Source organism: Novosphingobium sp. G106 (genome assembly GCF_019075875.1).
GTDB lineage: Bacteria > Pseudomonadota > Alphaproteobacteria > Sphingomonadales > Sphingomonadaceae > Novosphingobium.
Map to the genome: position 1 here is coordinate 2,890,464 of NZ_JAHOOZ010000001.1, position 22,825 is coordinate 2,913,288.

The 22,825-nt window shown below is 65.8% G+C and carries 24 protein-coding genes; 10 read left to right on the forward strand and 14 right to left on the reverse strand.

Annotated features, from left to right (window positions below; all coding sequences use genetic code 11):
• Nucleotides 1–83: 83 nt before the first annotated feature.
• The 4 genes from KRR38_RS37365 to KRR38_RS13810 form a co-directional block, all read right to left on the reverse strand.
• Nucleotides 84–1,331, reverse strand: coding sequence for a cytochrome P450 (locus KRR38_RS37365; protein WP_309141045.1), 1,248 nt, complete (start codon nt 1,329–1,331; stop codon nt 84–86).
• A gap of 109 nt (nt 1,332–1,440) precedes the next feature.
• Nucleotides 1,441–2,292 carry an SDR family NAD(P)-dependent oxidoreductase gene (locus tag KRR38_RS13800; protein WP_254514789.1) on the reverse strand — a complete coding sequence of 284 codons (852 nt, stop codon included), beginning with the start codon at nt 2,290–2,292 and terminating at the stop codon, nt 1,441–1,443.
• The gene (locus KRR38_RS13805; RefSeq protein ID WP_217402380.1) at nt 2,292–3,449 is read right to left on the reverse strand and encodes an isovaleryl-CoA dehydrogenase; all 1,158 of its coding nucleotides are present in this window, start codon (nt 3,447–3,449) and stop codon (nt 2,292–2,294) included. Before KRR38_RS13805 ends, KRR38_RS13800 begins: the two co-directional genes overlap by 1 nt.
• A 28-nt stretch (nt 3,450–3,477) precedes the next feature.
• The gene (locus tag KRR38_RS13810; protein WP_217402382.1) at nt 3,478–4,872 is read right to left on the reverse strand and encodes a short-chain fatty acyl-CoA regulator family protein; all 1,395 of its coding nucleotides are present in this window, start codon (nt 4,870–4,872) and stop codon (nt 3,478–3,480) included.
• A gap of 143 nt (nt 4,873–5,015) precedes the next feature.
• On the opposite strand from KRR38_RS13810, the gene KRR38_RS13815 reads away from it, so the two are divergent.
• From KRR38_RS13815 to KRR38_RS13825, 3 genes are all read left to right on the forward strand, one after another.
• The gene (locus KRR38_RS13815; RefSeq protein ID WP_217402391.1) at nt 5,016–6,605 is read left to right on the forward strand and encodes an isocitrate lyase; all 1,590 of its coding nucleotides are present in this window, start codon (nt 5,016–5,018) and stop codon (nt 6,603–6,605) included.
• Between the two features lie 32 nt (nt 6,606–6,637).
• Nucleotides 6,638–6,796, forward strand: coding sequence for a hypothetical protein (locus tag KRR38_RS13820; RefSeq protein WP_217402393.1), 159 nt, complete (start codon nt 6,638–6,640; stop codon nt 6,794–6,796).
• A gap of 169 nt (nt 6,797–6,965) precedes the next feature.
• Nucleotides 6,966–8,162 carry an amidohydrolase family protein gene (locus KRR38_RS13825; protein ID WP_217402395.1) on the forward strand — a complete coding sequence of 399 codons (1,197 nt, stop codon included), beginning with the start codon at nt 6,966–6,968 and terminating at the stop codon, nt 8,160–8,162.
• Nucleotide 8,163: 1 nt separating this feature from the next.
• Here the strand turns inward: KRR38_RS13825 and KRR38_RS13830 are convergent, their stop codons facing one another.
• A complete protein-coding gene (locus KRR38_RS13830; RefSeq protein ID WP_217402397.1) occupies nt 8,164–8,766 on the reverse strand; it encodes a TetR/AcrR family transcriptional regulator in 603 nt (200 codons plus the stop codon).
• Between the two features lie 104 nt (nt 8,767–8,870).
• Here KRR38_RS13830 and KRR38_RS13835 point away from each other — a divergent pair, with 104 nt between their 5' ends.
• Nucleotides 8,871–9,347, forward strand: a complete 477-nt coding sequence (locus KRR38_RS13835) for a hypothetical protein (protein WP_217402399.1) — start codon at nt 8,871–8,873, stop codon at nt 9,345–9,347.
• 3 nt (nt 9,348–9,350) lie between these two features.
• Here the strand turns inward: KRR38_RS13835 and KRR38_RS13840 are convergent, their stop codons facing one another.
• Nucleotides 9,351–10,952: a DHA2 family efflux MFS transporter permease subunit gene (locus tag KRR38_RS13840; RefSeq protein WP_254514790.1), complete on the reverse strand. Its 1,602-nt coding sequence runs from the start codon at nt 10,950–10,952 to the stop codon at nt 9,351–9,353.
• A 25-nt stretch (nt 10,953–10,977) separates the two neighbouring features.
• Here KRR38_RS13840 and KRR38_RS13845 point away from each other — a divergent pair, with 25 nt between their 5' ends.
• Together KRR38_RS13845 and KRR38_RS13850 are read left to right on the forward strand one after the other, a co-directional pair.
• A complete protein-coding gene (locus tag KRR38_RS13845) occupies nt 10,978–11,406 on the forward strand; it encodes a MarR family winged helix-turn-helix transcriptional regulator (RefSeq protein WP_217402401.1) in 429 nt (142 codons plus the stop codon).
• Nucleotides 11,403–12,659 (forward strand): MFS transporter, encoded by a 1,257-nt coding sequence (locus tag KRR38_RS13850; RefSeq protein WP_217402404.1) that lies wholly within the window; start codon nt 11,403–11,405, stop codon nt 12,657–12,659. Before KRR38_RS13845 ends, KRR38_RS13850 begins: the two co-directional genes overlap by 4 nt.
• Here the strand turns inward: KRR38_RS13850 and KRR38_RS13855 are convergent.
• Nucleotides 12,656–13,474: a TauD/TfdA family dioxygenase gene (locus KRR38_RS13855; protein WP_217402406.1), complete on the reverse strand. Its 819-nt coding sequence runs from the start codon at nt 13,472–13,474 to the stop codon at nt 12,656–12,658. The two genes, KRR38_RS13850 and KRR38_RS13855, sit on opposite strands and share 4 nt — an antisense overlap.
• A 104-nt stretch (nt 13,475–13,578) precedes the next feature.
• Between KRR38_RS13855 and KRR38_RS13860 the strand changes: the two genes are divergently transcribed.
• Entirely contained in the window at nt 13,579–14,196 is a 618-nt protein-coding gene (locus KRR38_RS13860; protein WP_217402408.1) for a hypothetical protein, read from the forward strand.
• Between the two features lies 1 nt (nt 14,197).
• Here the strand turns inward: KRR38_RS13860 and KRR38_RS13865 are convergent, their stop codons facing one another.
• Nucleotides 14,198–15,424 (reverse strand): cytochrome P450, encoded by a 1,227-nt coding sequence (locus KRR38_RS13865; RefSeq protein WP_217402410.1) that lies wholly within the window; start codon nt 15,422–15,424, stop codon nt 14,198–14,200.
• Nucleotides 15,425–15,452: 28 nt separating this feature from the next.
• Nucleotides 15,453–15,776, reverse strand: a complete 324-nt coding sequence (locus KRR38_RS13870) for a 2Fe-2S iron-sulfur cluster-binding protein (protein WP_217402412.1) — start codon at nt 15,774–15,776, stop codon at nt 15,453–15,455.
• A gap of 116 nt (nt 15,777–15,892) precedes the next feature.
• Between KRR38_RS13870 and KRR38_RS13875 the strand changes: the two genes are divergently transcribed.
• Together KRR38_RS13875 and KRR38_RS13880 are read left to right on the forward strand one after the other, a co-directional pair.
• Nucleotides 15,893–16,546 (forward strand): TetR/AcrR family transcriptional regulator, encoded by a 654-nt coding sequence (locus KRR38_RS13875; RefSeq protein WP_254514791.1) that lies wholly within the window; start codon nt 15,893–15,895, stop codon nt 16,544–16,546.
• A gap of 37 nt (nt 16,547–16,583) precedes the next feature.
• Complete coding sequence (locus KRR38_RS13880) at nt 16,584–17,363, forward strand: SDR family oxidoreductase (RefSeq protein WP_217402414.1); 780 nt, start codon at nt 16,584–16,586, stop codon at nt 17,361–17,363.
• A gap of 18 nt (nt 17,364–17,381) precedes the next feature.
• On the opposite strand, the gene KRR38_RS13885 is transcribed toward KRR38_RS13880, so the two are convergent.
• From KRR38_RS13885 to KRR38_RS13905, 5 genes are read right to left on the reverse strand one after another with little or no spacing between them, the layout of a single operon-like run.
• Complete coding sequence (locus KRR38_RS13885) at nt 17,382–18,212, reverse strand: phytanoyl-CoA dioxygenase family protein (protein WP_217402416.1); 831 nt, start codon at nt 18,210–18,212, stop codon at nt 17,382–17,384.
• Between the two features lie 10 nt (nt 18,213–18,222).
• Entirely contained in the window at nt 18,223–18,750 is a 528-nt protein-coding gene (locus tag KRR38_RS13890; protein ID WP_217402418.1) for a VOC family protein, read from the reverse strand.
• The gene (locus tag KRR38_RS13895; RefSeq protein ID WP_217402420.1) at nt 18,747–20,036 is read right to left on the reverse strand and encodes an amidohydrolase family protein; all 1,290 of its coding nucleotides are present in this window, start codon (nt 20,034–20,036) and stop codon (nt 18,747–18,749) included. Before KRR38_RS13895 ends, KRR38_RS13890 begins: the two co-directional genes overlap by 4 nt.
• 18 nt (nt 20,037–20,054) lie before the next feature.
• Entirely contained in the window at nt 20,055–20,900 is an 846-nt protein-coding gene (locus tag KRR38_RS13900) for an alpha/beta fold hydrolase (protein WP_217402422.1), read from the reverse strand.
• Nucleotides 20,897–21,859: an aldo/keto reductase gene (locus KRR38_RS13905; protein WP_217402424.1), complete on the reverse strand. Its 963-nt coding sequence runs from the start codon at nt 21,857–21,859 to the stop codon at nt 20,897–20,899. The genes KRR38_RS13900 and KRR38_RS13905 overlap by 4 nt, the downstream gene beginning before the upstream one ends.
• Nucleotides 21,860–21,986: 127 nt before the next feature.
• Between KRR38_RS13905 and KRR38_RS13910 the strand changes: the two genes are divergently transcribed.
• Nucleotides 21,987–22,823: an SDR family NAD(P)-dependent oxidoreductase gene (locus KRR38_RS13910; protein WP_217402426.1), complete on the forward strand. Its 837-nt coding sequence runs from the start codon at nt 21,987–21,989 to the stop codon at nt 22,821–22,823.
• Nucleotides 22,824–22,825 lie beyond the last annotated feature (2 nt).

The window sequence follows — 22,825 nt, forward strand, 5'->3', positions numbered from 1 at the left end:
CCCTGCCGGCTCGAACGACCGGCTGCCCGGGAAAAAGACTAGACCGAAAATTCGCCATTACAAATGATTTGTCGCAATCGGGATCAATCCCAACGCAGCGGCAAGGTGTCGAAGGCGATGATATTGCCCGAATGGAACGTCGCCTCGGCATCCGGGTCCAGCCGGAACGGCGGCAGGCGCTTGAGCATCTGCTGGTAGAGCACCTGCAGTTCGACCCGCGCCAGGTGCGCACCGAGGCAGCGGTGCGGGCCGACGCCGAAAGCGACGTGGACCTTGTTCTCGCGGTCGAGCTCGAACTGCTCGGGCTCGGTGAACTCGCGCGGGTCGAGATCGGCTCCGGGGATATAGAGCGCCAGAGTCTCGCCTTCCTTGAGGTCGAATCCGCCCAGCTTGGTGTCCTGCGCCACGCGGCGCATCGGAATGGTGAAGCTGTAGCGGCGCAGCAGTTCCTCGGCCGCCTCGACGATCAGTTCGGGCCGGGCGCGCAACTTGTCCTGCAAGTCCGGGTTCATCGCCAGATGGCGGATGCCGAAGCCCATGCCGTTGATCACCGTATCGAGCCCGGCGATGAACAGCAGGACGCAATAGTCCTCCATCAGTTCGAGCGTCATCGGCGCGCCGTCGATCTCGGTGGCCCAGAGCAGGCTGATGATGTCATCCCTGGGATCGTCCTTGCGCGCCAGGATTTCGCCCAGCATCGCATCGGCAACTTTGCGCGACATCGAGGCCGCAGCCACCATGTTGTCGGTCGTCGTATTCTCGAGGAATTCGTGGACCAGCACGCGGAACTCGGCCAGCCGTTCGGGCGGCAGGCCCATCATCTTGAGGAAGACGGTAACGGGCAGCGGTTCGGCAATGGCCGAGATGAAATCGCAGTGGCCCTGGTCGATGACCTTGTCGATCAGTTCGTCGGCCAGCGCGCGGATGTCGTCGATCTGGTTCATCGCGGCGCGCGGGGAGAAGGTCTTCTGCAGCGGCCCGCGGAACTTGCCATGCTCGGGCGGGTCCATGGTGATCGGCGTCGCCTGCGGGATGCGCGGCAGGTCCTTGGGCATCATCGCCATCATCGCCGCAAGTTGCGCGCGCGGCATCAGCCCGCTCGAGAAGGTCTCGGTATCGCGCGAGGCCTGGAACAGCTCGGGATGGCCGATGACGATCCAGCGGCCGCCATTGCGCGGAGTCCAGAACACCGGCGGGGCATCGCGCAGCAGCTCACGAACTCGTTCGTGCGGGTTGGCGAGCAGGGCCGGATCGTGACGCATGTCGAAATCGTAGACCGCCTCGGGCGGAATATGCGCGGGCACGGGAACGGCTGGACTGAGCGCGGTCACGTCTATTCTCCTCACCACTTTTATTGCTCTGTGATCTACCGTCGATCAGAAGTCGAAGCAATGAGAACGGCGTTCTACCCGGGGCGGCAGGGAGAAGATCGCGGGGACGCTACCCGATGCCGAGATCCTTCAAATAACGCGCCCGCGCCTCGGTCAGCAGCCGGTTCTGGTTGAATGCAGAGCCCGCGGTGACCCCGCCATCGACCGCGATGACCTGGCCAGTGACATAGGCCGCGCGGTCGCTCGCCAGGAAGGCCGCCGTGTAGGCGACGTCGCGCGGGCTGCCGCGGCGCTTGAGCGGCTGATCGGCGTTGTAGATCTCGTCGACGATGCCCGTAAGCTCAGCGCTCTGCTCGGCGGTCAGCGCGGGATGCTCACCGAAAGCGCTGTTGCGGGTCGGGATATGGCCAGGCTCGATCGCGTTCACCCGCACGCCGTATTCGCCGAGGTCGATCGCCAGCGAGCGCGAGAAGTTCTCCACCCCCGCCTTTGCGGCGCGGTAGGTCAGCAGGGCATAGCCGGGCACGGCGGCCGCGATCGACGACAGGTTGACGATTGCCCCGCTGCGCTGCTTCGCCATGTGCCGCGCGGCAATCTGGCTGCCGTGCATCACGCCGGCGAGATTGACGTTCACCACCTGGTCGAAGTCGGCGAGATCGTCGTCGAGGAAGCGGTTGTGGAAGGCGCCGGTTATCGCGGCGTTGTTGATCATCGCGTCGAGGCCGCCGAACTCGGTAAGTGTAAAGTCGACCAGTGCCTGGACTTCCTCGCGCTTCGCCACGTCCGCGCGCAGATAGCGCACCGCACTGCCGAGCGTGGTCGCGAGCGCCTCACCCTGCTCCGCGTTTCGGCTGGCGATGACGACCCGAGCGCCCTCTTCCGCAAAAACCTCGGCAATCGCGGCGCCGATGCCCATCGTGCCGCCGGTGACGATCGCGACCTTGCCGTCCAACTGGCCCATCACGCCGCGCCGATCAGTTCGCGGCCGATCAGCATACGGCGGATCTCGTTGGTGCCCGCGCCGATGTCGAGCAGCTTGGCGTCGCGCAGATAGCGCTCGACCGGCCAGTCCTTGGTATAGCCGGCGCCGCCCAGCGCCTGCACCGCCTCGCCCGCCACACGGAAGGCGCTCTCGCTTGCCAGCAGGATCGCGCCGGCCGCATCGAACCGGGTGGTCTGCCCAGCGTCGCACGAACGCGCCACGGCATAGGTATAGGCCCGCGCCGATTGCAGCGCGACATACATGTCGGCGACCTTCGCCTGCATCAGCTGGAAGGCGCCTATCGGCTTGCCGAACTGCTTACGCTCGCGGACGAAGGGGATGACCGTGTCGAGACAGGCCTGCATGATACCGAGTTGTAGCCCGGCGAGCACGACGCGCTCGTAGTCGAGCCCACTCATCAGGACGCCCACGCCACCGTTCACCGGTCCCATGACCTGGCTTTCGGGCACGAAGCAGTCTTCGAACACCAACTCGGCCGTCGGCGAACCGCGCATGCCCATCTTGTCGATCTTCTGGCCGATCGAGAAACCAGGAAAATCCTTCTCGATCAGGAAGGCGCTGATCCCGCGCGAGCCGTCTCCGGTCTTGGCATAGACGACGAGGGTATCGGCATAAGTGCCGTTGGTAATCCAGAATTTCGTCCCGTTGAGCTTGAACCCACCGTCGACCGGCTCGGCCTTGAGCTTCATCGAAACGACGTCGGACCCCGCCCCGGCCTCGGACATGGCGAGGCTGCCGACATGCTCGCCCGAGATCAGCCTCGGCAGGTACTTCGCCTTCTGTTCAGGCGTCCCCCAGCGGCGGATCTGGTTGACGCAGAGATTAGAATGCGCGCCGTAGGAGAGGCCGACCGAGGCCGAAGCGCGGCTGACTTCCTCGACCGCGATGACGTGGTCGATATAGCCGAGGCCGAGTCCGCCGAATTCCTCCTCGACGGTGATGCCGTGAAGACCGAGTTCGCCCATCGCCGGCCAGAGCTCGCGCGGGAACCAGTCCTCGGCGTCGATCCTGGCGGCGAGCGGCGCGATCTTCTCGTCGGCGAAGCGGCCGGCGGCCTCGCGGATCATCTGGGCGCTTTCGGGCAGGCCGAAGTCGAAATCGGGGGTGGCGCGCATGTCGAGCTCCTTAGGCCCTAGCCCTAGCTCAACTCTCCCCCAGGGTGAAAGGCTCTGCGGCGCGGCGGTAGTCGTCGGGGAGGATCTCGCGGCCGATCGGCGGCGCGGCGCGGGCGGGACAGGCAGCGCGGTGACAGAGCCGGCAGGTTACGCCGATCGGCGTCGCAGCCACGCTACGCGGGTCGAGGCCCGCACCATAAACCAGCTGCGGCGCGTGCTCGGCGGCGCAGGCGAGCGCGATGGCACGGTGAATGCGCGGCTGGCCGGCACGCCCGCCGCCCGCCGTCACAGTCCGCGCGATCGAGAAGAAACGCTCGCCGCCGGGCAGTTCGAGCCACTGCGTCACCACCTCGCCGGGCGTGCGGAATACCGAATGGACGCTCCATAGCGGACAGCCGCCGCCGTGCGCGGCGAATGGAAAGCCGGCGCCGTCGAGCCGCTTCGAAACGTTGCCTGCCTCGTCGACGCGGATGAAGAAGAACGGCACGCCTTCCTGCCCTGGTCGGCCGAGCGTGGTTAGCCGGTGGGCGGTCTGCTCGAAGCTGGTGCCGAACAGACGGCTCAGCGCCTCGACATCGTAGCGCCGGCTTTCCGCGGCGCGCGCGAACCTGTCGTAGGGCATGAGCAGAGCCGCCGCCACATAGCCGCCGAGCGCGCGGCGCACGAGCGTCGCGGCGGTCTGGCTAGCGAAGGTCTCGGCACGGACGATCCGCGAGATGTCGGCGCGCATCACCGTATAGGCCACGTGGATCGCGAGCTGGTAGGCGCGGCTTTCGGCGCTCAGCGTGTCGTCGATCAGCAGCTGCTCGTTGTGCCGGTCGTAGCGGCGGATGGAATCGACCAGCACTTCGGGCGGCAGGAAGCGCACGCGCAGGCCGCGTTTGCGCAGGAACTCGGCGGTGCCGCCCGCCTCTGCGATCTCGCCCGCCAGTGCTTCGGCCCGAGCATCGAGTTCGGGGAAATGGTTGCGCTGGCGGGCGACGAAGCGCCGCGCCTCGGCCACCGGATCGGCCGCTTCCTCCGCGCCCGGCACGCGCTGCTCGGCCAGCGCCTGCTGCTCGCGCAAATAGGCGCCGTGGAGCCGCAGCAGCGCCTCCGACACGCCGGGGAAATTGGTCGCGAGGTCGGCGATCTCCAGCGCTGGCAAGTCGATGTCGGCGAAGATCGGATCGCGCAGCACTTCGCCGATGCGCTGAGCGTAGTCCTCGCCGTCCTCGGCGGCGAGGTCCTCCATGTCGAGTTTGTAGGTGCGCGCGAGGCGCAGCAGCAGCGGCGCGGTCAGCGGCCGCTGGTTGCGTTCGAGCAGCGCGACATAGGACGGCGAAATCTCGAGATCCTCGGCCATCGCCTGCTGGGTGAGGCCAAGCTCGCGGCGCAGGCGCTTAATGCGCGGGCCGAGATAGAGGGGGCGGTTGTCAACCATTACAACCCCACCTTGTCACACCTGCACAACTTTACAATGATATTCTGTAAAGCTTGACAGCCGCACTTCGCAAGCCGTTCCACCCGGCGAATCCCTGGCCTAGGCAAAATCATCAAACACGCGCTTTTCCAGGGATTCTTACCGTGACCTATTCGCAGAACATCACCGAAGCCCGCCAGACGATCGGCGAGAACCAGCAGACCTGGAACGGCATCGATGCCGAATCGGTCGCGCGTATGCGCCTGCAGAACCGCTTCCAGACCGGCCTCGACATCGCCCGCTACACAGCGAAGATCATGCGCGCCGACATGGCAGCCTATGACCTCGATCCGGCGAACTACACGCAGTCGCTGGGTTGCTGGCACGGTTTCATCGGCCAGCAGAAGATGATCTCGATCAAGAAGCACTTCGGCACGACCAAGGGCCGCTACCTCTACCTCTCGGGCTGGATGGTCGCCGCGCTGCGCAGCGAATTCGGCCCGCTGCCCGACCAGTCGATGCACGAGAAGACCTCGGTCCCCGCGCTGATCGAAGAGCTCTACACCTTCCTGCGCCAGGCCGACGCCCGCGAACTCGGCATGATGTTCCGCCAGCTCGACGCGGCCAAGGAAGCCGGTGACGCGGTCACCACGCACCGCCTGCTGCACAAGATCGACGAGTACCAGACGCACGTCGTGCCGATCGTCGCCGACATCGACGCCGGCTTCGGCAATGCCGAGGCGACCTACCTCCTCGCCAAGAAGTTCATCGAGGCGGGCGCCTGCTGCATCCAGATCGAGAACCAGGTTTCGGACGAGAAGCAGTGCGGCCACCAGGACGGCAAGGTTACCGTCCCGCACGAGGACTTCATCGCCAAGATCCGCGCCGTCCGCTACGCCTTCATGGAACTCGGCGTCGATGACGGCGTGATCGTCGCGCGCACCGACTCGCTTGGGGCCGGCCTGACCAAGCAGATCGCCTTCACCCGCGAAGCCGGCGACATCGGCGACCAGTACAACGCCTTCCTCGACTGCGAGGAAGTCACCACGGTCGGTCACGGCGAAGTGCTGATCAGCCGCGACGGCAAGCTGCTGCGCCCCAAGCGCCTGCCCTCCAACCTCTACCAGTTCCGCTCGGGCACCGGCGAAGACCGCTGCGTGCTCGACTGCATCACCTCGCTGCAGAGCGGCGCCGACCTGCTGTGGATCGAGACCGAGAAGCCGCACATCGAGCAGATCGCCGGCATGGTCGATCGCATCCGCGAAGTCGTGCCGAATGCCAAGCTGGTCTACAACAACTCGCCCAGTTTCAACTGGACGCTGAACTTCCGCCAGCAGGTGTTTGATGCCTGGACCGCCGAAGGCCGCGACATGGCTGCCTACGACCGTGCCAAGCTGATGAGCATCGATTACGACGGCACCGATCTCGGCAACGAGGCCGACGAGCGCATCCGCACCTTCCAGCGCGACGCCGCGGCCCGCGCCGGCATCTTCCACCACCTGATCACGCTGCCGACCTACCACACCGCGGCGCTCAGCACCGACAACCTCGCCAAGGAATACTTCGGCGACGCCGGCATGCTCGGCTACGTCAAGGGCGTCCAGCGCGAGGAAATCCGCCAAGGCATCGCCTGCGTGAAGCACCAGAACATGTCCGGTTCGGACATCGGCGACGACCACAAGGAATACTTCGCCGGCGAGGCGGCGCTCAAGGCGGGCGGCGCGGCCAACACGATGAACCAGTTCGCGGCCTGAGCCCGAGCCTCGAAGGAAGAAGGAGCAAGACGATGAGCGAACCCACCCGCGCCCGTGCCGTCCTGTCGACGGACGACTTCAAGCTGCTGAAGGAAGCCGTGCGCTTCTATCTTCAAGCCAATGAAGACGCGCCGGATTCCTCGAAATATTCAAACCTCTATCACCGTCTCGGCACCGCCGCGCGGGGGTAAGACGACACGCCTTTCCTGGGGAGGAAAGCCTGGCCCGTCGCGCTTCGGTGCGGCGGGCCAAATCATTTGCAGCTTTGGACGCGCGGCAAGGCGGAATGGGCAGCGCGTCACTTCCCGGCTGGCGCTCGCTCAGGTATTTCCCGGTCAAATCATTCCCCGGGAGAGAGCCATGAACCAACCGATTCTGGACCGCAGCGTATTCGGCGGCCGCAAGGTCATCGACGTCGACACGCACCTCGTCGAACCCTTCGACCTCTGGTCGAGCCGGGCGCCGGCGGCGATGAAGGACCGCCTGCCGCGGGTGAAGACTGTCGACGGCATCCGTTCCTGGGTGATCGACGACGACAAGATTCTCTCCAAGGGCGCCGTGCCCGCCTGCACGATCTCGAAGGACGGCACCAAGTGGCCGGGCCTCGACTTCATCAAGAAGCAGATCGAGGACGTCGATCCCGCCGCCTACAGCGTCAAGGAACGCCTGGCCGTGATGGACCGCATGGGCATCGACGCGCAGATCATCTACCCCAACATCCTCGGCTTTGGCGGCCAGGCGGCGGTCCAGGTCGACGGCGAGTTGCGGCTGGCCACGATCAAGATTTTCAACGACGCCATGGCCGAACTACAGGCCGACAGCGGCCAGCGCATGTTCCCCATGGCCATGCTGCCGTGGTGGGACGTCGATCTCTGCGTCAAGGAGATCGAGCGCGTCCACGCGATGGGGCTCAAGGGCCTGAACATCAACTCGGACCCGCACAACTTCCGCCGTCCGGACGGTTCGTTCCTGCCCGACCTGGGACAGGAGTACTGGTATCCGATGTGGGAAGCCTGCGAGGCGACCGACCTCTCGATCAACTTCCACATCGGCGCGTCCGAGGAATCGATGGACTTCGTCGGCCACCAGGGCTGGCCGGGGCTGCACCAGGACATGCGCTCGGGCCTGGGCGGGGCGATGCTGTTCATCAACAACGGCAAGACCATGGGTAACCTGATCCTGTCGGGCCTGCTCGACCGCTTCACCAAGCTGAAGTTCGTCTCGGTCGAGAGCGGCCTGGGCTGGATTCCCTTCCTGCTCGAGGCGATCGACTACCAGATGAGCGAGACCGGTGCGAACGCCTACAAGCTCCAGCGCAAGCCCAGCGAGTACTTCAAGACCAACTTCTACGCCTGCTTCTGGTTCGAGCGGAAGAACCTGGTCCACGACATTCGCCAGCTCGGCGTCGAGAACTGCCTGTTCGAGACCGACTACCCGCACCCGATCTGCCTCTACCCGGTCGACAACATGGAGACGGCGCTGGGCGGGCTGACGGAACCTGAGAAGAACCTGATCCTCTCGGGCAACGCAGCGCGGGTCTACAACATCGCGCTCTGACCTAGTCCGATAGCGGCCGATCTCCGCGGGAGCGCAGGTCGGCCAGCAGCGTGCGGATCGCCCAGCCCGTGGCGCGGGCGATCTCTTCGCCGGTCAGGCCCCAGTGGTCGCGCATCTCCAGCCAGGGCGTGGTGTGGAGCATCTGTAGCAGCGCCGTGGCGAGCTTGCGGTCCTCCTGGGGCAGGTCCTTCACCGCATCGGCCGTGACCGCGGTATAACGTTCGACGCGCATGTCGTTCTGCGCCATTCGCATCGCCCGGCCCTGCGGCGTCGAACGCATCAGCGTGGTGATCGGCGCGATCCGGTCGAAGCCGGTATAGGTATCGAGCAGCGTGCCGGTGAGGTCCGCCTCGCTTTCGGGAAAGCGCACGCCCGGCCCCGCCAGTTCGCGCACCCGCGTGCTCGCGCCGCCGAGCAGTTCCTGCCGATCGGGGAAATAGCGATAGATCGTGCGCCGCGCGATGCCCGTGCGCTCAGCGACGAGGTCGTGGCTGATGTCCAGCCGCCCTTCCGCCATCAGCGCAATGACGTCGTCGGCGATGCGCGCGCGCGTCTCGTCCTTCTTGCGTTCGCGGGTGCCGGAAGCCGTGGTATCTTCGTCCATGAAGCATGCCTAGAAAATGGCACAAATCATGTCAAATTTATATTGACACAATTTGTGCCACATTGCACTGACGCCGCCATCGAAACCGATCGAGGGGGATTCTCATGCTGTTTCACATGTCCATCGCCGCCCACGCACCAAAGCACGTCGCCGAAGTCCTGGCCAAGTTCTGGGACGGCGAAGCCTTCCCCTTCCCACCCGTCGCCGAAGGGAGCTGGATCGCGCTCGCCGGCGACGACCGCGGCACCGCGGTGGAGGTCTATCCGGTCGACGTCGTCCTGCGCGAGACCGAGGGTGATGCCGATGCCTATGGCGAGTACACCGGTGCGCCCGGCTACACGGCCACCCACGGCGCAATCGCAACAAACCTCACCGGCGAGGAGGTGTTCGCCATCGCCGCACGCGAGGGTTGGCCCGCCAAGTACCGCAAGCGCGGCGGCTTCTTCGGCGTGATCGAACTGTGGATCGAAGGGCGCCAGATGGTCGAAGTGCTCACGCCCGAGATGCAGGCCGAATACCTCGGCTTCATGAAGCTCGACGCCTGGCGTGCGATGCGCGACGCGATGGCCGCACAGGCCTGACCACTATTCGGCGTGGATTGGCGGCAGCGCGTCGGCAGCGGCGCGCCTCCGTCCGATCCGCATCAGCAGGCACAGCGGCGTGATGGCCACGGCCAGGATGAACAGCATGCGGAAGGAATCGACATAGGCGACCATCGTTGCCTGGCGCGCGATCTCGCCGACCATCCCCGCGACCGAGGCCGGATTGGTCGGCTCGAAATCGGGCCTGAGCCAATCGACCAGCGGGTTGTCGGGCCGCACCGCTTCTACGAGGTACGACTGCACGACGTTGGTATCGCGCACCGTCGCCGCCTGGATCATCGATATCCCTACCGCGCCGCCGAGGCTTCGCGTCAGCGCGAACAGCGTCGAACCTTCATTGCGCAGTTCGTGTGACAAGGTGTTGAAGACGATCAGGTTGAGCGGGAGGAACAGGAAGCCCGAACCGCAACCCTGCAGGAAGCCGACCAGCATCAGTTCCTCCTGGCTGACATCGAGCGACATCTGCGTGAGGATGTAGAGGCTCGACACCAGCATCGTCATGCCGGTGAAGATCAGCAGGCGACCGTCGGCCTTGGAAACCAGGCGTCCCACGATCAGGATCGTGAAGATGTTGCCGACCGCACGCGGCGCAGAGAGCAGGCCGGTCAGGATCACCGGATAGCCGAGCAGCTGCTGCATCAGGTTCGTCACCATCGGGATCACGCCGTTCAGTAGCACGCCGAGCAGCGCGCTGAGGATCGTTCCCAGCAGGAAGTTGCGGTCCTTGAAGATCGCCGGCTTGATGAACGGATTGCGCGCGGTCAGCATGTGGAAGACGGCGAGATAGGCGAAGGCACCGAAGACTGTCGCCTCGATCACGACCTCGGTCGAGGAGAACCAGTCCAGCATTGGCCCGCGGTCGAGCATCAGTTGCAAGGCGGTCAACGCGATGGCAACGGCGCCAAAGCCCCTGGCATCGAAGGCGCGTACCCCCTCGCGCAGCGTCTCGCGTCCGAAAATCACGAAGCCGGCGAGCCCGATCGCGCCGATCGGCAGGTTGATGAGGAAGATAGCGCGCCAAGAGACATATTCGGTTAGCCAGCCGCCCAAGGTCGGGCCGATCATCGGGCCGAACAGTGTGCCGATGCCAAACAGCGCGGTCGCCGGCCCATGGCGCTCGGGCGGGTTGATGTCGAGTAGCAGCACCTGGGTCAGCGGGACGATGCTCGCGCCCGTCGCGCCCTGGAGGAAGCGGAACGCCACCAGGACTTCGAGATTGGGCGAAAGCCCGCAGCCGACCGAAGCCAGGGTGAAAGTCAGCACCGCGATCGCCAGCACCTTGTTGCGGCCGAAGCGGTCGGCCAGCCAGCCGCTCAGCGGTGTCGCGATGGCGCCGGCGATCAAATAGGAGGTCAGCACCCAGGCGATCTGTTCCTGCGATGCGGCAAGGCTGCTCTTGATCCGCGGCAAGGCGATGATCGCGATCGTCGCGTCGATCGTCACCATCATCACCGCGGCGGTGGCGGCAATGGTCAGCATCGTGCGGGTGAACGGATCGGGATAGGTCGGGGCGGCGGACATCTGCGGCGCGGTCTCGCACGGCGTCGGGATCGCAGCAAGCGCTTGCCCATCGATTGACGGCAAGGCTATCGGCCCATATATGATGCATATGCATCATGATTATCCCCGGGCCTGCGCCTGCACAACGCTGCGCAAGGCCTCGCGCGCGGTGACGCGGCTCTATGACGAGCGGTTGGCAGCGCACGGCATGACGACGACGCAGTTCTCGATCCTGCGCAATCTCGCGCGGGCCGATGGCGAACTCCCGCTCAGCCGCCTTGCCGAGCGGCTGGTGATGGACCGCACCTCGCTCTACCGCACGCTCGCCCCGGTGACCCGCGCAGGTTGGGCGGTCGTCGAGCAAGGACCGGGCCGCGCCAAGCTGGCGAGGCTGACCGATCCCGGGCGGGCCGCGATGGCGGGCGCGGAAGACGACTGGCAGCAGGCACAGGCGCATGTGCTCGGCGAGATCGATCCGGCCGAATGGCAGGCGATGATCGGGACGCTGGACCGGCTGGTCGAGGCGGCGCAGGTATGAAGCGCGCACACCGCTGGCCGGTGACCGTCGCCGCGGTCACTTTCATCGCCCTGCTCGCCGCCGCCGGCCTGCGCTCGGCGCCGAGCGTGATGATGGTGCCGCTCGAGGTCCACTTCGGCTGGAACCGCGCGACGATCTCGGCGACTTCGGCCGTGGGCATCTTCCTCTACGGCCTCGTCGGGCCTTTCGCAGCCGCGCTGATGCAGAGCTTCGGCATCCGCCGGACGATGATCGCCGGGCTCTCGCTGATGGCCGCCTCTACTTTCGTCAGCCAGTGGATGACGCAGTCCTGGCACTACCTCGTCACATGGGGCCTGTTCTCTGGCATCGGCACCGGCGCGATCACCATGGTCCTCGGCGCGGCCATGGTGAACCGCTGGTTCGCGACGCGGCAGGGCCTCGTCATGGGCCTGATGAGCGCCAGCGCTGCCACCGGCGCGCTGATCTTCCTGCCCTTCCTCGCCTGGCTGACCAGCACGGGCGCCTGGAAGCCCGTGGTCCTGACCGTCAGCCTCGTCTGCCTCGCGCTGATCCCGCTCGTCGCCTTCCTGGTGCCCGAGCGGCCCTCGGACGTGGGCACCACACGCTTCGGCGAGGCGCCCGACGCCCCTCCCCCGCCGCCACGGCAGGTCGCCGATCCCGCGCTGGCGCTCAAGGTGCTGGCGAGCGCATCGCGCAGTCCGGTGTTCTGGCTGCTGTTCGGCACCTTCTTCGTCTGCGGGCTGACCACCAACGGCCTCGTCGGCACGCACCTGATCGCCTATTGCGGCGACCACGGCATCGCGCCGGTGGCTGCCGCCGGGTTGCTCTCGATGATGGGCCTGTTCGACCTCTTCGGCACCACCGCCTCGGGCTGGCTGACCGACCGCTACGACCCGCGCCGGCTATTATTCGTCTATTACGCGCTGCGCGGACTTTCGCTGCTGGCGCTGCCGTTCATCGATTTCGACGGGACCAGCCTCGCGGTCTTCGCGGTGTTCTATGGCCTCGACTGGATCGCCACCGTCCCGCCGACCGTGGCGATCACCAACCGCGCCTTCGGTGAACGCGACGCGCCGATCGTGTTCGGCTGGGTCATGGTCGGCCACCAGATCGGCGCCGCGACCGCCGCGCTCGGCGCCGGCGTGATCCGCGAGACCTGGGGGACCTACGCCCCGGCCTTCCTGATCGCGGGCACCTTCGGCGTGGTCGCGGGGTTGGCCGCGCTGGTACTGCCAGCGCGGCAGCGGCTGGCGGAACCGCTGCCAGCCTAGGCCGCCTCGGCCGCCCTCGCCCGTTCGAGCAGTTCGTGGAAACCCACCTCGGCTAGCGCCACGCGCTGCAGCGCGCGCTTGCCGGCGCGGGGATGCGCTTCCTCCGTGCGGGCATGCTGGACCGCCAGGTTGTCCCACATGATCAGGTCATCGAGCTGCCACCAGTGCTGGTAGCGGGCCTCGGGCGCGTAGAGCACGCCGAACAGCTCGTCGATCACCGCCCGGCTGCGCGCCTCGTCCAATTCGAGGATGCGGTCGGCATGGTTCTCGGTCACCAGCAGGATCGGCCGCCCGGTGCGCGAATGGAGCAACCGCACCGGGTGCTCGGCGACGAAAGTCGGCCAGTTCACCTCGATCATCCGCGAGGCATAGACATGACGCAGGGTCTTGTCGGACAGCTCATCCTGCAGGTCCGCCGGCAACTTGCCCCAGGCAGCCGCGCTGCTGACGAATGTGGTCGAACTGCCGCCCTCGGGCACCGCGATCGCCTGCAGGCAGATCGCCTTGATCGGCACCTCGGTATAGGTCAGGTCCGAATGGAACGGCAGCTGCAGCCGCCCCGACGATTCTTCGTTCTGCAGCACCGAGACGAGGTTGCCCTGGCCGTCGTTGGCGATCGGCGCCGGCGGGCCGAACCAGCTGGCGATCTCGACGTGCCGCTCGTGCGAAACACGCCCACCGCCGCGGAACAGCAGCAGGCTGTAGGCGTCATAGGCGCGGCGCAGTTCCTCGACCTCGGCGGGGGTACCACCGTTCTGCACGTCGAAGCCGATCACCTCGGCGCCGAAGTCCGCATGCAACGGGCGGATGTCCATGGCTCGCTCTCCCTTGGTCTTGCGGCCTGTTTCCGCCATGGTGACTCAATCGTCCCCGATTGACCAGAGTTATGTTGCGTCCACTATCTATCTTCTGCGCCCTTATGCTGGGTACATCTTCAGCCCAGGCCGCCGCGCCGCACTGCCTTGCCGGCCAGTACGACGGCGGCGAGCCAGAGATCGCCGCGCGGCTCCTGCTCTCTGCCGAGGGTCGCTTCCGCTACGAGCTATCTTACGGCGCGCTCGACGAGCGAGCGGAAGGCACCTGGGACGGCGACAGCAGCAAGATCGTCCTGACCAGCGATCCGATCACGCCGCCGAGGTTCGATCTCGTCAGCCAGACGCCGGCCGCGGCAGGCGAGTTCCGCCTCGCGCTCAGCGTGCCCGACGGCATCTCGCCGCAATATTTCAACGCAGTCGCCGTGCTCAGCGACGGCCGCACAATCGGCAGCCCGCTCAATTACGAGGACTGGGTGATCGACCTGAAGCCGGGCGAAACGGTGGTTTCGGTCAAGTTCCTGCTGCCCGTCTTCGACCTCGAAAGCGAGCGCTTCACGCTATCCCCCGGCGCAGCGACCAAGGTCCGCTTCAACTTCGCGCCCAACGACCTCGGCACAGCGACTTTCACGCAGGAGCCGCTCGCGATCGAGACCGGCGGCGTCCTCGTACTGGGCCGCCACGACCGCAAGATCCGCTTCCGGCCGAAAGTCGGCGGCTGCTAGCTTACCACTCGAGCGGCAGATACTCGGGCCCGACGACGCCGCCTGGCCGGTATTCGATCTCGGTCCCCGGCTTCACCGAGAAGTCGGGAATGCGCTTCAGCCATTCCTCCAGGCCGATGCGGATCTCCAGCCGCGCAAGATGCGCGCCCATGCAGCTGTGCACGCCGCCGGCGAACGACAGGATCGGCTTGCGCACACGGTCGAAGTCCACCGTCAGGGGGCTCGGCCAGATCTCCTCGTCGAAGTTGCACGAGGGCAGCACGCTCATCACCTTGTCGCCGGCCTTCATCTTGACGCCGCGCAGCTCGAGGTCCTTGCGCAGCGACCGGCCAGAGAAGGTCACCGCCCACATCCGCAGCAGTTCCTCGGTCACCGCATTCATGTCGCCGGGGTTCGCGGTCATCCGCGCGATGATCTCGTGGCGGCGATCGGGGTTCTCGGCCAGCCAGAGCCACATGTTGTTCATCGTCGCGAAGACCGTGTCGAGGCCGGCGATGAACAGGAACAGGACGAAGCCGAAGCTTTCCTTCTCGTCCATCTGTCGTCCGTCGATCTCGCCGTGGACGATGCGGCTGACCACCTTGTCGTCGGGGTTCGCGCGCTTCTCGGCGATCGCCTGCTTGATATAGGCGACGATCTGACCGAACGCCGCGGCCATGCCCTCGCGCGTGGTCGAGTGCAGCAGGCCGACGGCCCAATCGACGAAGGTGTCGCGCATCGACTGCGGCAGGCCCATCAGGTCGAGGAAGATCGAGACGGGCAGCGGCCGGCCGTAGGCCGTGGTGAACTCGCACTCGCCCTTGTCGATGACCTCGTCGATCAGATCGTTGGCGAGCCGGCGGATCGTCTCGTCGAGCTGCTGGATGCCCTGCGGCGAGAAGATCGGATCGAGGATCGCGCGGTACTTGCGGTGGTCTGGCGGATCAATCTCGATCGGGATGAACTTGAACGGATCGGCCGGATCGCGCGGGAACGGCGTGCCGCCTTCGTTGCTGAAATACTCGGCATCGCGCAGCATGCGGAAGGCATCGGCATGCTTGAGGAAATGCCAGGAACCGCCGTGCGAGCCGACCGAGTAGAAGATCGGCGGATAGTCCTGCGCCAGCTTCTTGAAGAAGGCATAGGGGTCGGCCAGGAACTCCGGGCTCTCGGTGATGCCGACATGATGCACGAGTTCGGGCGGCACGTGGTCGGGGATCTGGAACGCTTGCGCGGCTTGGGTAGCCATATTTCTCTCCACTCGCCTCTTGTCGGGCTCAGTATTGTGCTTCGGGCAAGTCGACCACGAGGCCGTCGAGCGCTGCGGTCATCGCGATCTGGCAACTCAGGCGGCTGTTCGGCTTGACCTCGCAGGTAGCGCTTTCGAGCATCTGCAGCTCGGCCTCGGACGGCGGCGCCAGCTTGCCGGCCCAGCCGTCCTCGACATAGCAATGGCAGGTCGCACAGGCGAGGCCGCCGCCGCATTCGCCGACGATGCCGTCAATTCCGTTGTAAAGCGCGCCGCGCATCACATTCTCGCCGACAGGCACATCGACTGTCTGGCGTGCCCCGCCATGCGCGACATAAGTGACTTGCGGCATCTCGCGAACTCTCCCGAACAGTACTGAGAACAGTGTTCTCGTTATGTAGAACGAATGCCCGATTCTGTCAATGTCCGCCGCTGGACCTGAGGCGAACGAAAGAGTAACGCGCAAGGATGGCAACAAGCGCCGAACTGGCATCCTCTCCCGCTACCAATGACGACGCGGCGGAATGCGCCCGCAAGCAGAGCATACTCAATGCAGCCTATGCGCTGCTCGACGAAGAGGGGCTCGACGGTCTGACCATCCGCGCCATGCTGAAGCGCACGGGCCTTGCACGCCGGGCCTTTTACGAACGTTTCGCCGGCAAGGACGACCTCGTTCTCGCGGTTTTCGAAGCGACGCTGAAGCAGGCGGCCGACTTCTTCGCGGAACAGGTCCAGGCGGAACCTGATCCCGTCAGCCAGCTTCGCACGATCGTCTATGGGCTGGTTACCGGTGCGCAGCCAGACGTCGGCGGCATTGGCATCCGCCGCGTTTCCGCGATCGTACGCGAGCACATGCGGCTGGCACAGACGCGCCCGGCCGAACTCGATCACGCGCTCGCACCCCTGCTCGGGGTCATTGCCGATCGGGTCAGCGCAGGCATCCGTGCAGGACTGCTGCGCAATGCCGATCCCGCGCTACAAGCCCTGCTGATCTACAATCTGATCGCCAGCACCGTTCATATCGACCTGCTCATGCAGGAGAGCGGCGAAGCGGTGAGCTACCGCCGGCAGCGGCTGGCGGACGAGATCTGGGAATTCTGCCGCCGCGCGATCGTCGCCTAGTCGCCGATCCCGCAGCGGGATCGGGAGAAGGTGACGAATGGAACAGGAACTCGCGGGCAAGACCGCGCTGGTTACGGGCGGCGGTCGCGGCATCGGCCGCGCCATGGCGGAGAAGCTGGCCTCGGCCGGTGCGATCGTCGCGGTCAACTATGCCGGCAACCACGCCGCGGCCGAAGACACGGTGCGCGCGATCGAGGCAGCCGGCGGCAAGGCCTTCACCGTTCAGGCCAAGATCGGCGAGCCGGGCGAGATCGAGAAGCTGATCGCCGCACTCGATGCCGAGTTCACCAAGCGAACCGGCGACGCCGATGGCAATTGGGGCATCGACATCCTGGTCAACAACATCGGCGGCGGCGACTATGCCACGATCCTCGACAGCAACGACGCGCTCTACGACCAGACCTTCAGCAACAACGTCCGCGGGCCTTTCCTGCTGACGCGCGCGCTCTATCACCACATCCGCGACCACGGCCGGATCATCAACATCTCGTCGACCGGATCGCGGCTGACCGATCCCGGCATCATCGTCTATTCGATGGCCAAGGCCGCGGTCGAAGCCTTCACCCGCGTCCTGGCGCAGGACATGGGCGGCCGCGGCATCACCGTGAATGCCGTCTCGCCGGGCTTCACCGCGGGTGAGACCAACCTCCACGTCACCGAGGATCCCGAGCTGGCCAAGGGCGTGATCGACAACACCGCACTGCGCCGCTTCGGCCAGCCGGAGGAGATCGCCGACATCGTCTATGCGCTCGCCTCACCGCTAGGCCGCTGGATCACCGCACAGACGATCGACGCCAGCGGCGGGTTCAAGCTGTAAGGCCTGAATCCGGCCCGCTCAGGCGATGATCGGGAAGCTCTCGTCGGGGAACTTGCCGTAGGGAGTCATCTTGTGCGCGGCGGGATCGAAGGCCTCGGGCGGGGCGCCGTTCCAGCGGGCGTCGGCGGGCTGCGGCAGCACAAGATAGGCCCAGCGCGGCCGGTCGAGCTGGTTCGAGCCGGCACCGTGGACCGTCAGGTGCGTGTGCACGGTGATGTCGCCGAGCTCGTAGTCGATCTGCGGGCTTTCCTCGCAGTCGCGCAGCTCGGGCCAGACGTCGCGGATATCCTTGCCGTCGTAGGCCGTGTAGTTCCCGAGCACGCCCAACTTGTGCGAGCCGTTGAGGAACGACATCGTCCCCGCTTCCGGTCCATAGCGTTCGAGCGGAATCCAGAAGGTCATGCCACCGGTGCGGTCGACAGCGAAGGTGATGTAGTCCTGGTGGAAGCTGGTCGGGCCGTTGCCCTGGTTCCTGGTCTTCTTCGCCGCGGGCAGCTTGGGCGCGAAGAAATCGTTGAACAGCCGCACCCCGGCATGCGCCTTGCGATCCATCAGCGCCTTGGCCGCCTGGCCTATCCCCTCGAACACCGGCTTGATCCGCTCGTCGTTGTAGCCCGAGGCGGCGAATGCGTTGAAATAGGGCTGGTCGATGCCATACGGCGGGTTGCTGTCGCCATCCTCGCCCATCAGCTCCTTGGCCTTAGTCAGCATCGCCGCGATCATCTCGGGCGCGATGAAGCGCCGCAGCTGGACCCAGCCCTTCTCCCTGTAGTGCGCGACTTCCTCGGCCGTGACGGCGCGACAGAAGCTGGCCCCAATATCTTGCTGGGAAATGGTCTCGGTGGTCATGGGTTAGTCCTTATCCCAGGGTCCGGATCGGATCGCTGCCGTCCCAACCTTCGGAGGCGGCGCGGATCTGGCCGAAGACCATTTCGGCAACGGGGTTGGCGGTGACGAGTTCGGTCAGGAAGCCGAGCGTCTTGGTGGTGTCGATATAGCAGGTGCGGGCACCCATCATCAGGCCTTCGAAGGCCATCTCGCCGCCCTTGAGCGCGGCTTCGCGCTCGCCGTCGTAGTCGGTGCAGTAGAGCCCGGTGTGATGGAAACCGGATTGGCCGAACGGCACCACGTCGGTCCACAGCCCCGGCTCGTCGGACAGTGGCTGGATCAGTTCGATCTGCATGTCGCCGTGCTGGCCGATCGCCGCGCGGCAGGGCTTCACGTCCTCGGCGCGGCCGCGGTAGACACTCTCGGTGAAATGCAGTTCCTCGAACACGAAGAACGGGCCCGCCCCCGCCGTGCGCACCCAGCCTTCGATCGCCTCTTCGAGGCTCGGTACGACGAAGGCGAGCTGCATGTAGTTCTTGTTGCGCAGAGCGGGAATCATGCGGCGACCTCTGTGATGAGCGAACGGGGAGCGGCCGGCTCGCACTGGAGCCGGTCGATGGTGAACCTGCCGTCGCGGATGACGGCTTTAAGGTGCTCGTTCGGCCGCGCAAGAATCGACAGGTCGGCCAGCGGATCGCCATCGACGACGATAAGATCGGCCAGCGCCCCAGCCTCGATCACGCCCAGCCGGTCGCGCCCGCCGGTCAGCACCTCGCCGGCATTGGCCGTACCCCAGGCCAGCACTTCCGCCGGCGAAAGCCCCTCGATATCGGCGTAGTAGGCGAACTCGCGGCCATAGTTGCCGACCTGATGATCGAGCGGATCGTCGGGGATCACGTCGCGGAATACGCCGCTGTAATCGTCGCCGATCAGGATTTTCACGCCGGCCTTCTGCGCCTTCGGCAGCATTGCTCTGACATGGTCATAGAGCTCCTGCATCCGCGCATCGCCCCAGCCGAGCTGGAGCAGGCACTTGGGATAGATCAGGCTCGGCACCCAGCAGGTGCCTTTCTCGGCCATCAGCGCGATCAGCTCGTCGTCGATCTCATCGCCGTGATCGATGATGTCGACGCCGAGCTCAACGCATTCGCGGATCATCGCCTTGTCGGCGCAATGCGCGCGGACCTTGGCGCCGCGATGGTGCGCCGCCTGGACGGCCGCCTCGATCTCGTCGCGCTCCATGTTGCGCGGGACCGGACCGGGAAAGCCGTGGCCCGCGCTGGTGAACAGCTTGATCGTCTCGGCGCCCCGACGGATCAGCTGGCGTACCATCTTGCGCATTTCGTCCGGCCCGTCGACGAAGACGTCGGTACCCGGCGTCGCCATCTCGCGCCACCAGTTCTTCGAATGATTGAGATCGCCCGTCGTGCCGATGTGCATCGAACAGGCGCGCAACCGTGGCCCGGGGATGATCCCCTGCTCGATCGCCATCTTGAGCTGGGCGTCGATGTCGTGCCCTGCCGTCGCGCCGACATAGCCGGTGAAGCCGCTTTCCAGCAGCACCCGGCAGTTGCGCACGCCGATCGCCATGAGCACACCCGGCGGCAGCTCCTTGCCCAGCGGCTCACCGGCGAAGCCCTGGGCCAGGGTGAACTTGTAGAAGTCCGGATGGAAATGGCAGGTGATGAGCCCGGGCATCAAGGTCATCCCGCCTAGGTCGATCGCTTCACCTTCGGCCGGCCCCTGCGTGACCGAGGCGATGCGATTGCCTTCGAGCACCACGGTATGCAACCCCGGCAAGGCCTGGCGGCCGTCGAAGATCCGGGCGTTGGTGAAGCTGGTCATATCCTCTCTCTCGCCCCTTCAATTCGTCAGCATGTCGAGCAGGGTGGCGTTGAACGCTTCGGGCCGCTCGTACATCGCCCAGTGCCCGGCGCCCGCGATCACGCGGAAATCGCAGTCAGGGTGCGAGCGGCGGATCACCACTTCCTGCACGGAGTGATCGGGATGCGGCCGATCGAACTCGCCCCAGATCGCATCGACCCGCGCCGTCACCTTGGGCAGCACTGCAACGAGCCGATCGGGGATTACCATGTCCACCTGCACCCAGCGGGTATTGCGCGCATTCTCTACCAGGAGGTGCAGGGCGAGCTCGTCGACGCTGTCCGGGTGATGCAGCATGAGACCGAGCAGGTTGGCCTTCAGCCGCGCCTTGCGCTCCTCGCCGACCAGGCCTTTCACCGGCTGGATGTCCGTATGCCCATGCGGCGTGTCGAGCCCGCCGCAGCCGATCAGGATCAGGCGGCGGACAAACTCGGGATGGTAATGCGCGAACCAGGCGAAGGCGATGCCGCTGAATGAGAAACCGGCGAAGTCGGCCTGCTTTCCTGGCCCGAGTATCTCGCGCAGGCCCGCCGCCAGCGCGGCCGAGATGCCCGCATGATCGGGCGTCGCCGGCACTGCCGAATCTCCCTGCCCCGGCATGTCGACGGCGATGACCATGCGCTCTTTCGCCAGAGCGTCGATATTGCGGATCCAGTGCGACCACGCACCTTGAGCGCCGTGGCCGACGACCAGCGGTTCGCCTTTGCCCCAGATACGCCAGGTCATCGTGCCATCGCCGCACGGCGTCTCGACCCGGCGCGCGCGCGTTTCGATCTCCGCCACGAGCGCCGCCGGATCCTGCTCCAATGTCGCCGTCTCGCTCATGACCAGTAGCGGCCTCCGGCGACTTCGGCCTGCGGAAAGGCGGCGTCGATCGCAGCGAGATCGTCGGCACTCAGCTTGATCCCGGCCGCACCGTTGTTCTCCTCGAGCCGGTCGAGCCGGCGCGTTCCGGGGATCGGCACGAAGTCTTGGCCCTGATGCAGTACCCAGGCGATCGCGAGCTGACCCGAGCTGTGCCCGGTCCTCGCCGCCAGCGCCTGCAGCGCCTCGACCAGCGCGAAATTCCTGGCGCCGTTCTCGCCCTTGAAGCGGGTCATCTTCGAGCGCCAGTCGTTCTCTGGCAGCGAGTCGGGCTTGACCTCGCCCGTCAGGAATCCGCGGCCGAGCGGACTGAACGGCACGAAGCCGATGCCCAGCTCCTTCAAGGTCGGCAGGATCTCCGCCTCGACATCGCGCGACCATAGCGAATATTCGCTCTGCAGCGCCGTCACGGGCTGGACTGCATGAGCGCGGCGGATCGAGGCGGCATCGGCCTCGGACATGCCGAAGGCGCGGACCTTGCCTTCGCGGATCAGTTCGCCGACCGTACCTGCGACCTCCTCTACCGGCACCTCGGGATCGAGCCGGTGTTGATAGAGCAGATCGATGTAGTCGGTCCGCAGCCGCTTGAGCGAAGCCTCGACGAATTCTCGGATGCGCGAGGGACGGCTATCGAAGCCCTCGGTCTGCTTGCCGTTCGCGTCGAACTTGAAGCCGAACTTGGTGGCGATCACCACCTTGTCGCGGATGCCGGAAAGCCCAGCGCCCAGGTACTGCTCGCTGAGGTAAGGACCGTAAATCTCGGCCGTATCGAAGAAGGTGACGCCGCGGTCATGGGCTGCCCGCAGCAGATCGACCGCCTCGGCCTCGCTCAGCGCACCGCCATAGGCGCCGCTCAGGCTCATGCAGCCCAGGCCTATGGCCGAAACCTCTAATGTCCCTCCGAGAACTCGCGTCTGCATCACTCTCTCCGCAATTGAGTCGATATCACCACATGCTGTAGCAGGCGTCATCGGAACCACGGAACTTTAGAACGAGACTCCGCCCTTTTCCAAAGATTGGCGCGGCAGGGTGAGGAGAGAATTCAAAATGGCGAATGAACTGGCGGGCAAAGTGGCGATCGTCACCGGCGGATCGCGCGGCCTGGGCCGCGGCATGGTCGAGCTTTTCGTCGAGGAAGGCGCGAAAGTCGTCATTGCCGACCTGCTCGAATACGAAGGGCGCGAACTCGCCTCGCAGATCGGCGACGGAGTACGCTTCCGCAAGACCGACGTGTCGAGCCGCGACGACGTGCAGGGCCTGATCGACTTCGCCGTCTCCGAATTCGGCGGCCTCCATGCGCTCGTCAACAACGCCGGCCTGTCCGACAATGCCTACGGCTCGCTGCTCGAAGCCGATTTCGATGCTTTCGAGCGGGTGATGGCGGTCAATGTCAAAGGCGTGATGCTGGGCACCCAGATCGCCGCGCGGCATATGGCGAACAACGGCGGCGGCTCGATCACCAACGTCTCGTCGATCAGCGGCATCCAGCCGGGCTTCGGTTTCTTCAACTACCGCGCCTCGAAGGCGGCCGTGGTGAACTTCACCCAGACCGCGGCGATCGAGCTCGGCGTCAACCTGATCCGCGTCAACTGCATCTGCCCGGGCAACATCCCGACGCCGATGGGCACCTACGCCGCCTCGGATGACGACGAGCAGGCGCGTCGCATCCAGGAGGCCGTTGCCGAAGTCCGCATGGGCTGGCAGCCGCTCAAGCGTCAGGGGTCCCCGCGCGACATCGCCGAGGCCGCGCTGTTTCTCGCCAGCGACCGCTCCCGCCAGGTCAGCGGCCAGGTCCTTTCGGTCGACGGCGCCGCCACTGCCGGCATGGCCAAGAGCCTGATCGCCGAGATCATGGAAGCGCGGGCGCGGGTGGAAGCGCAGTAGGT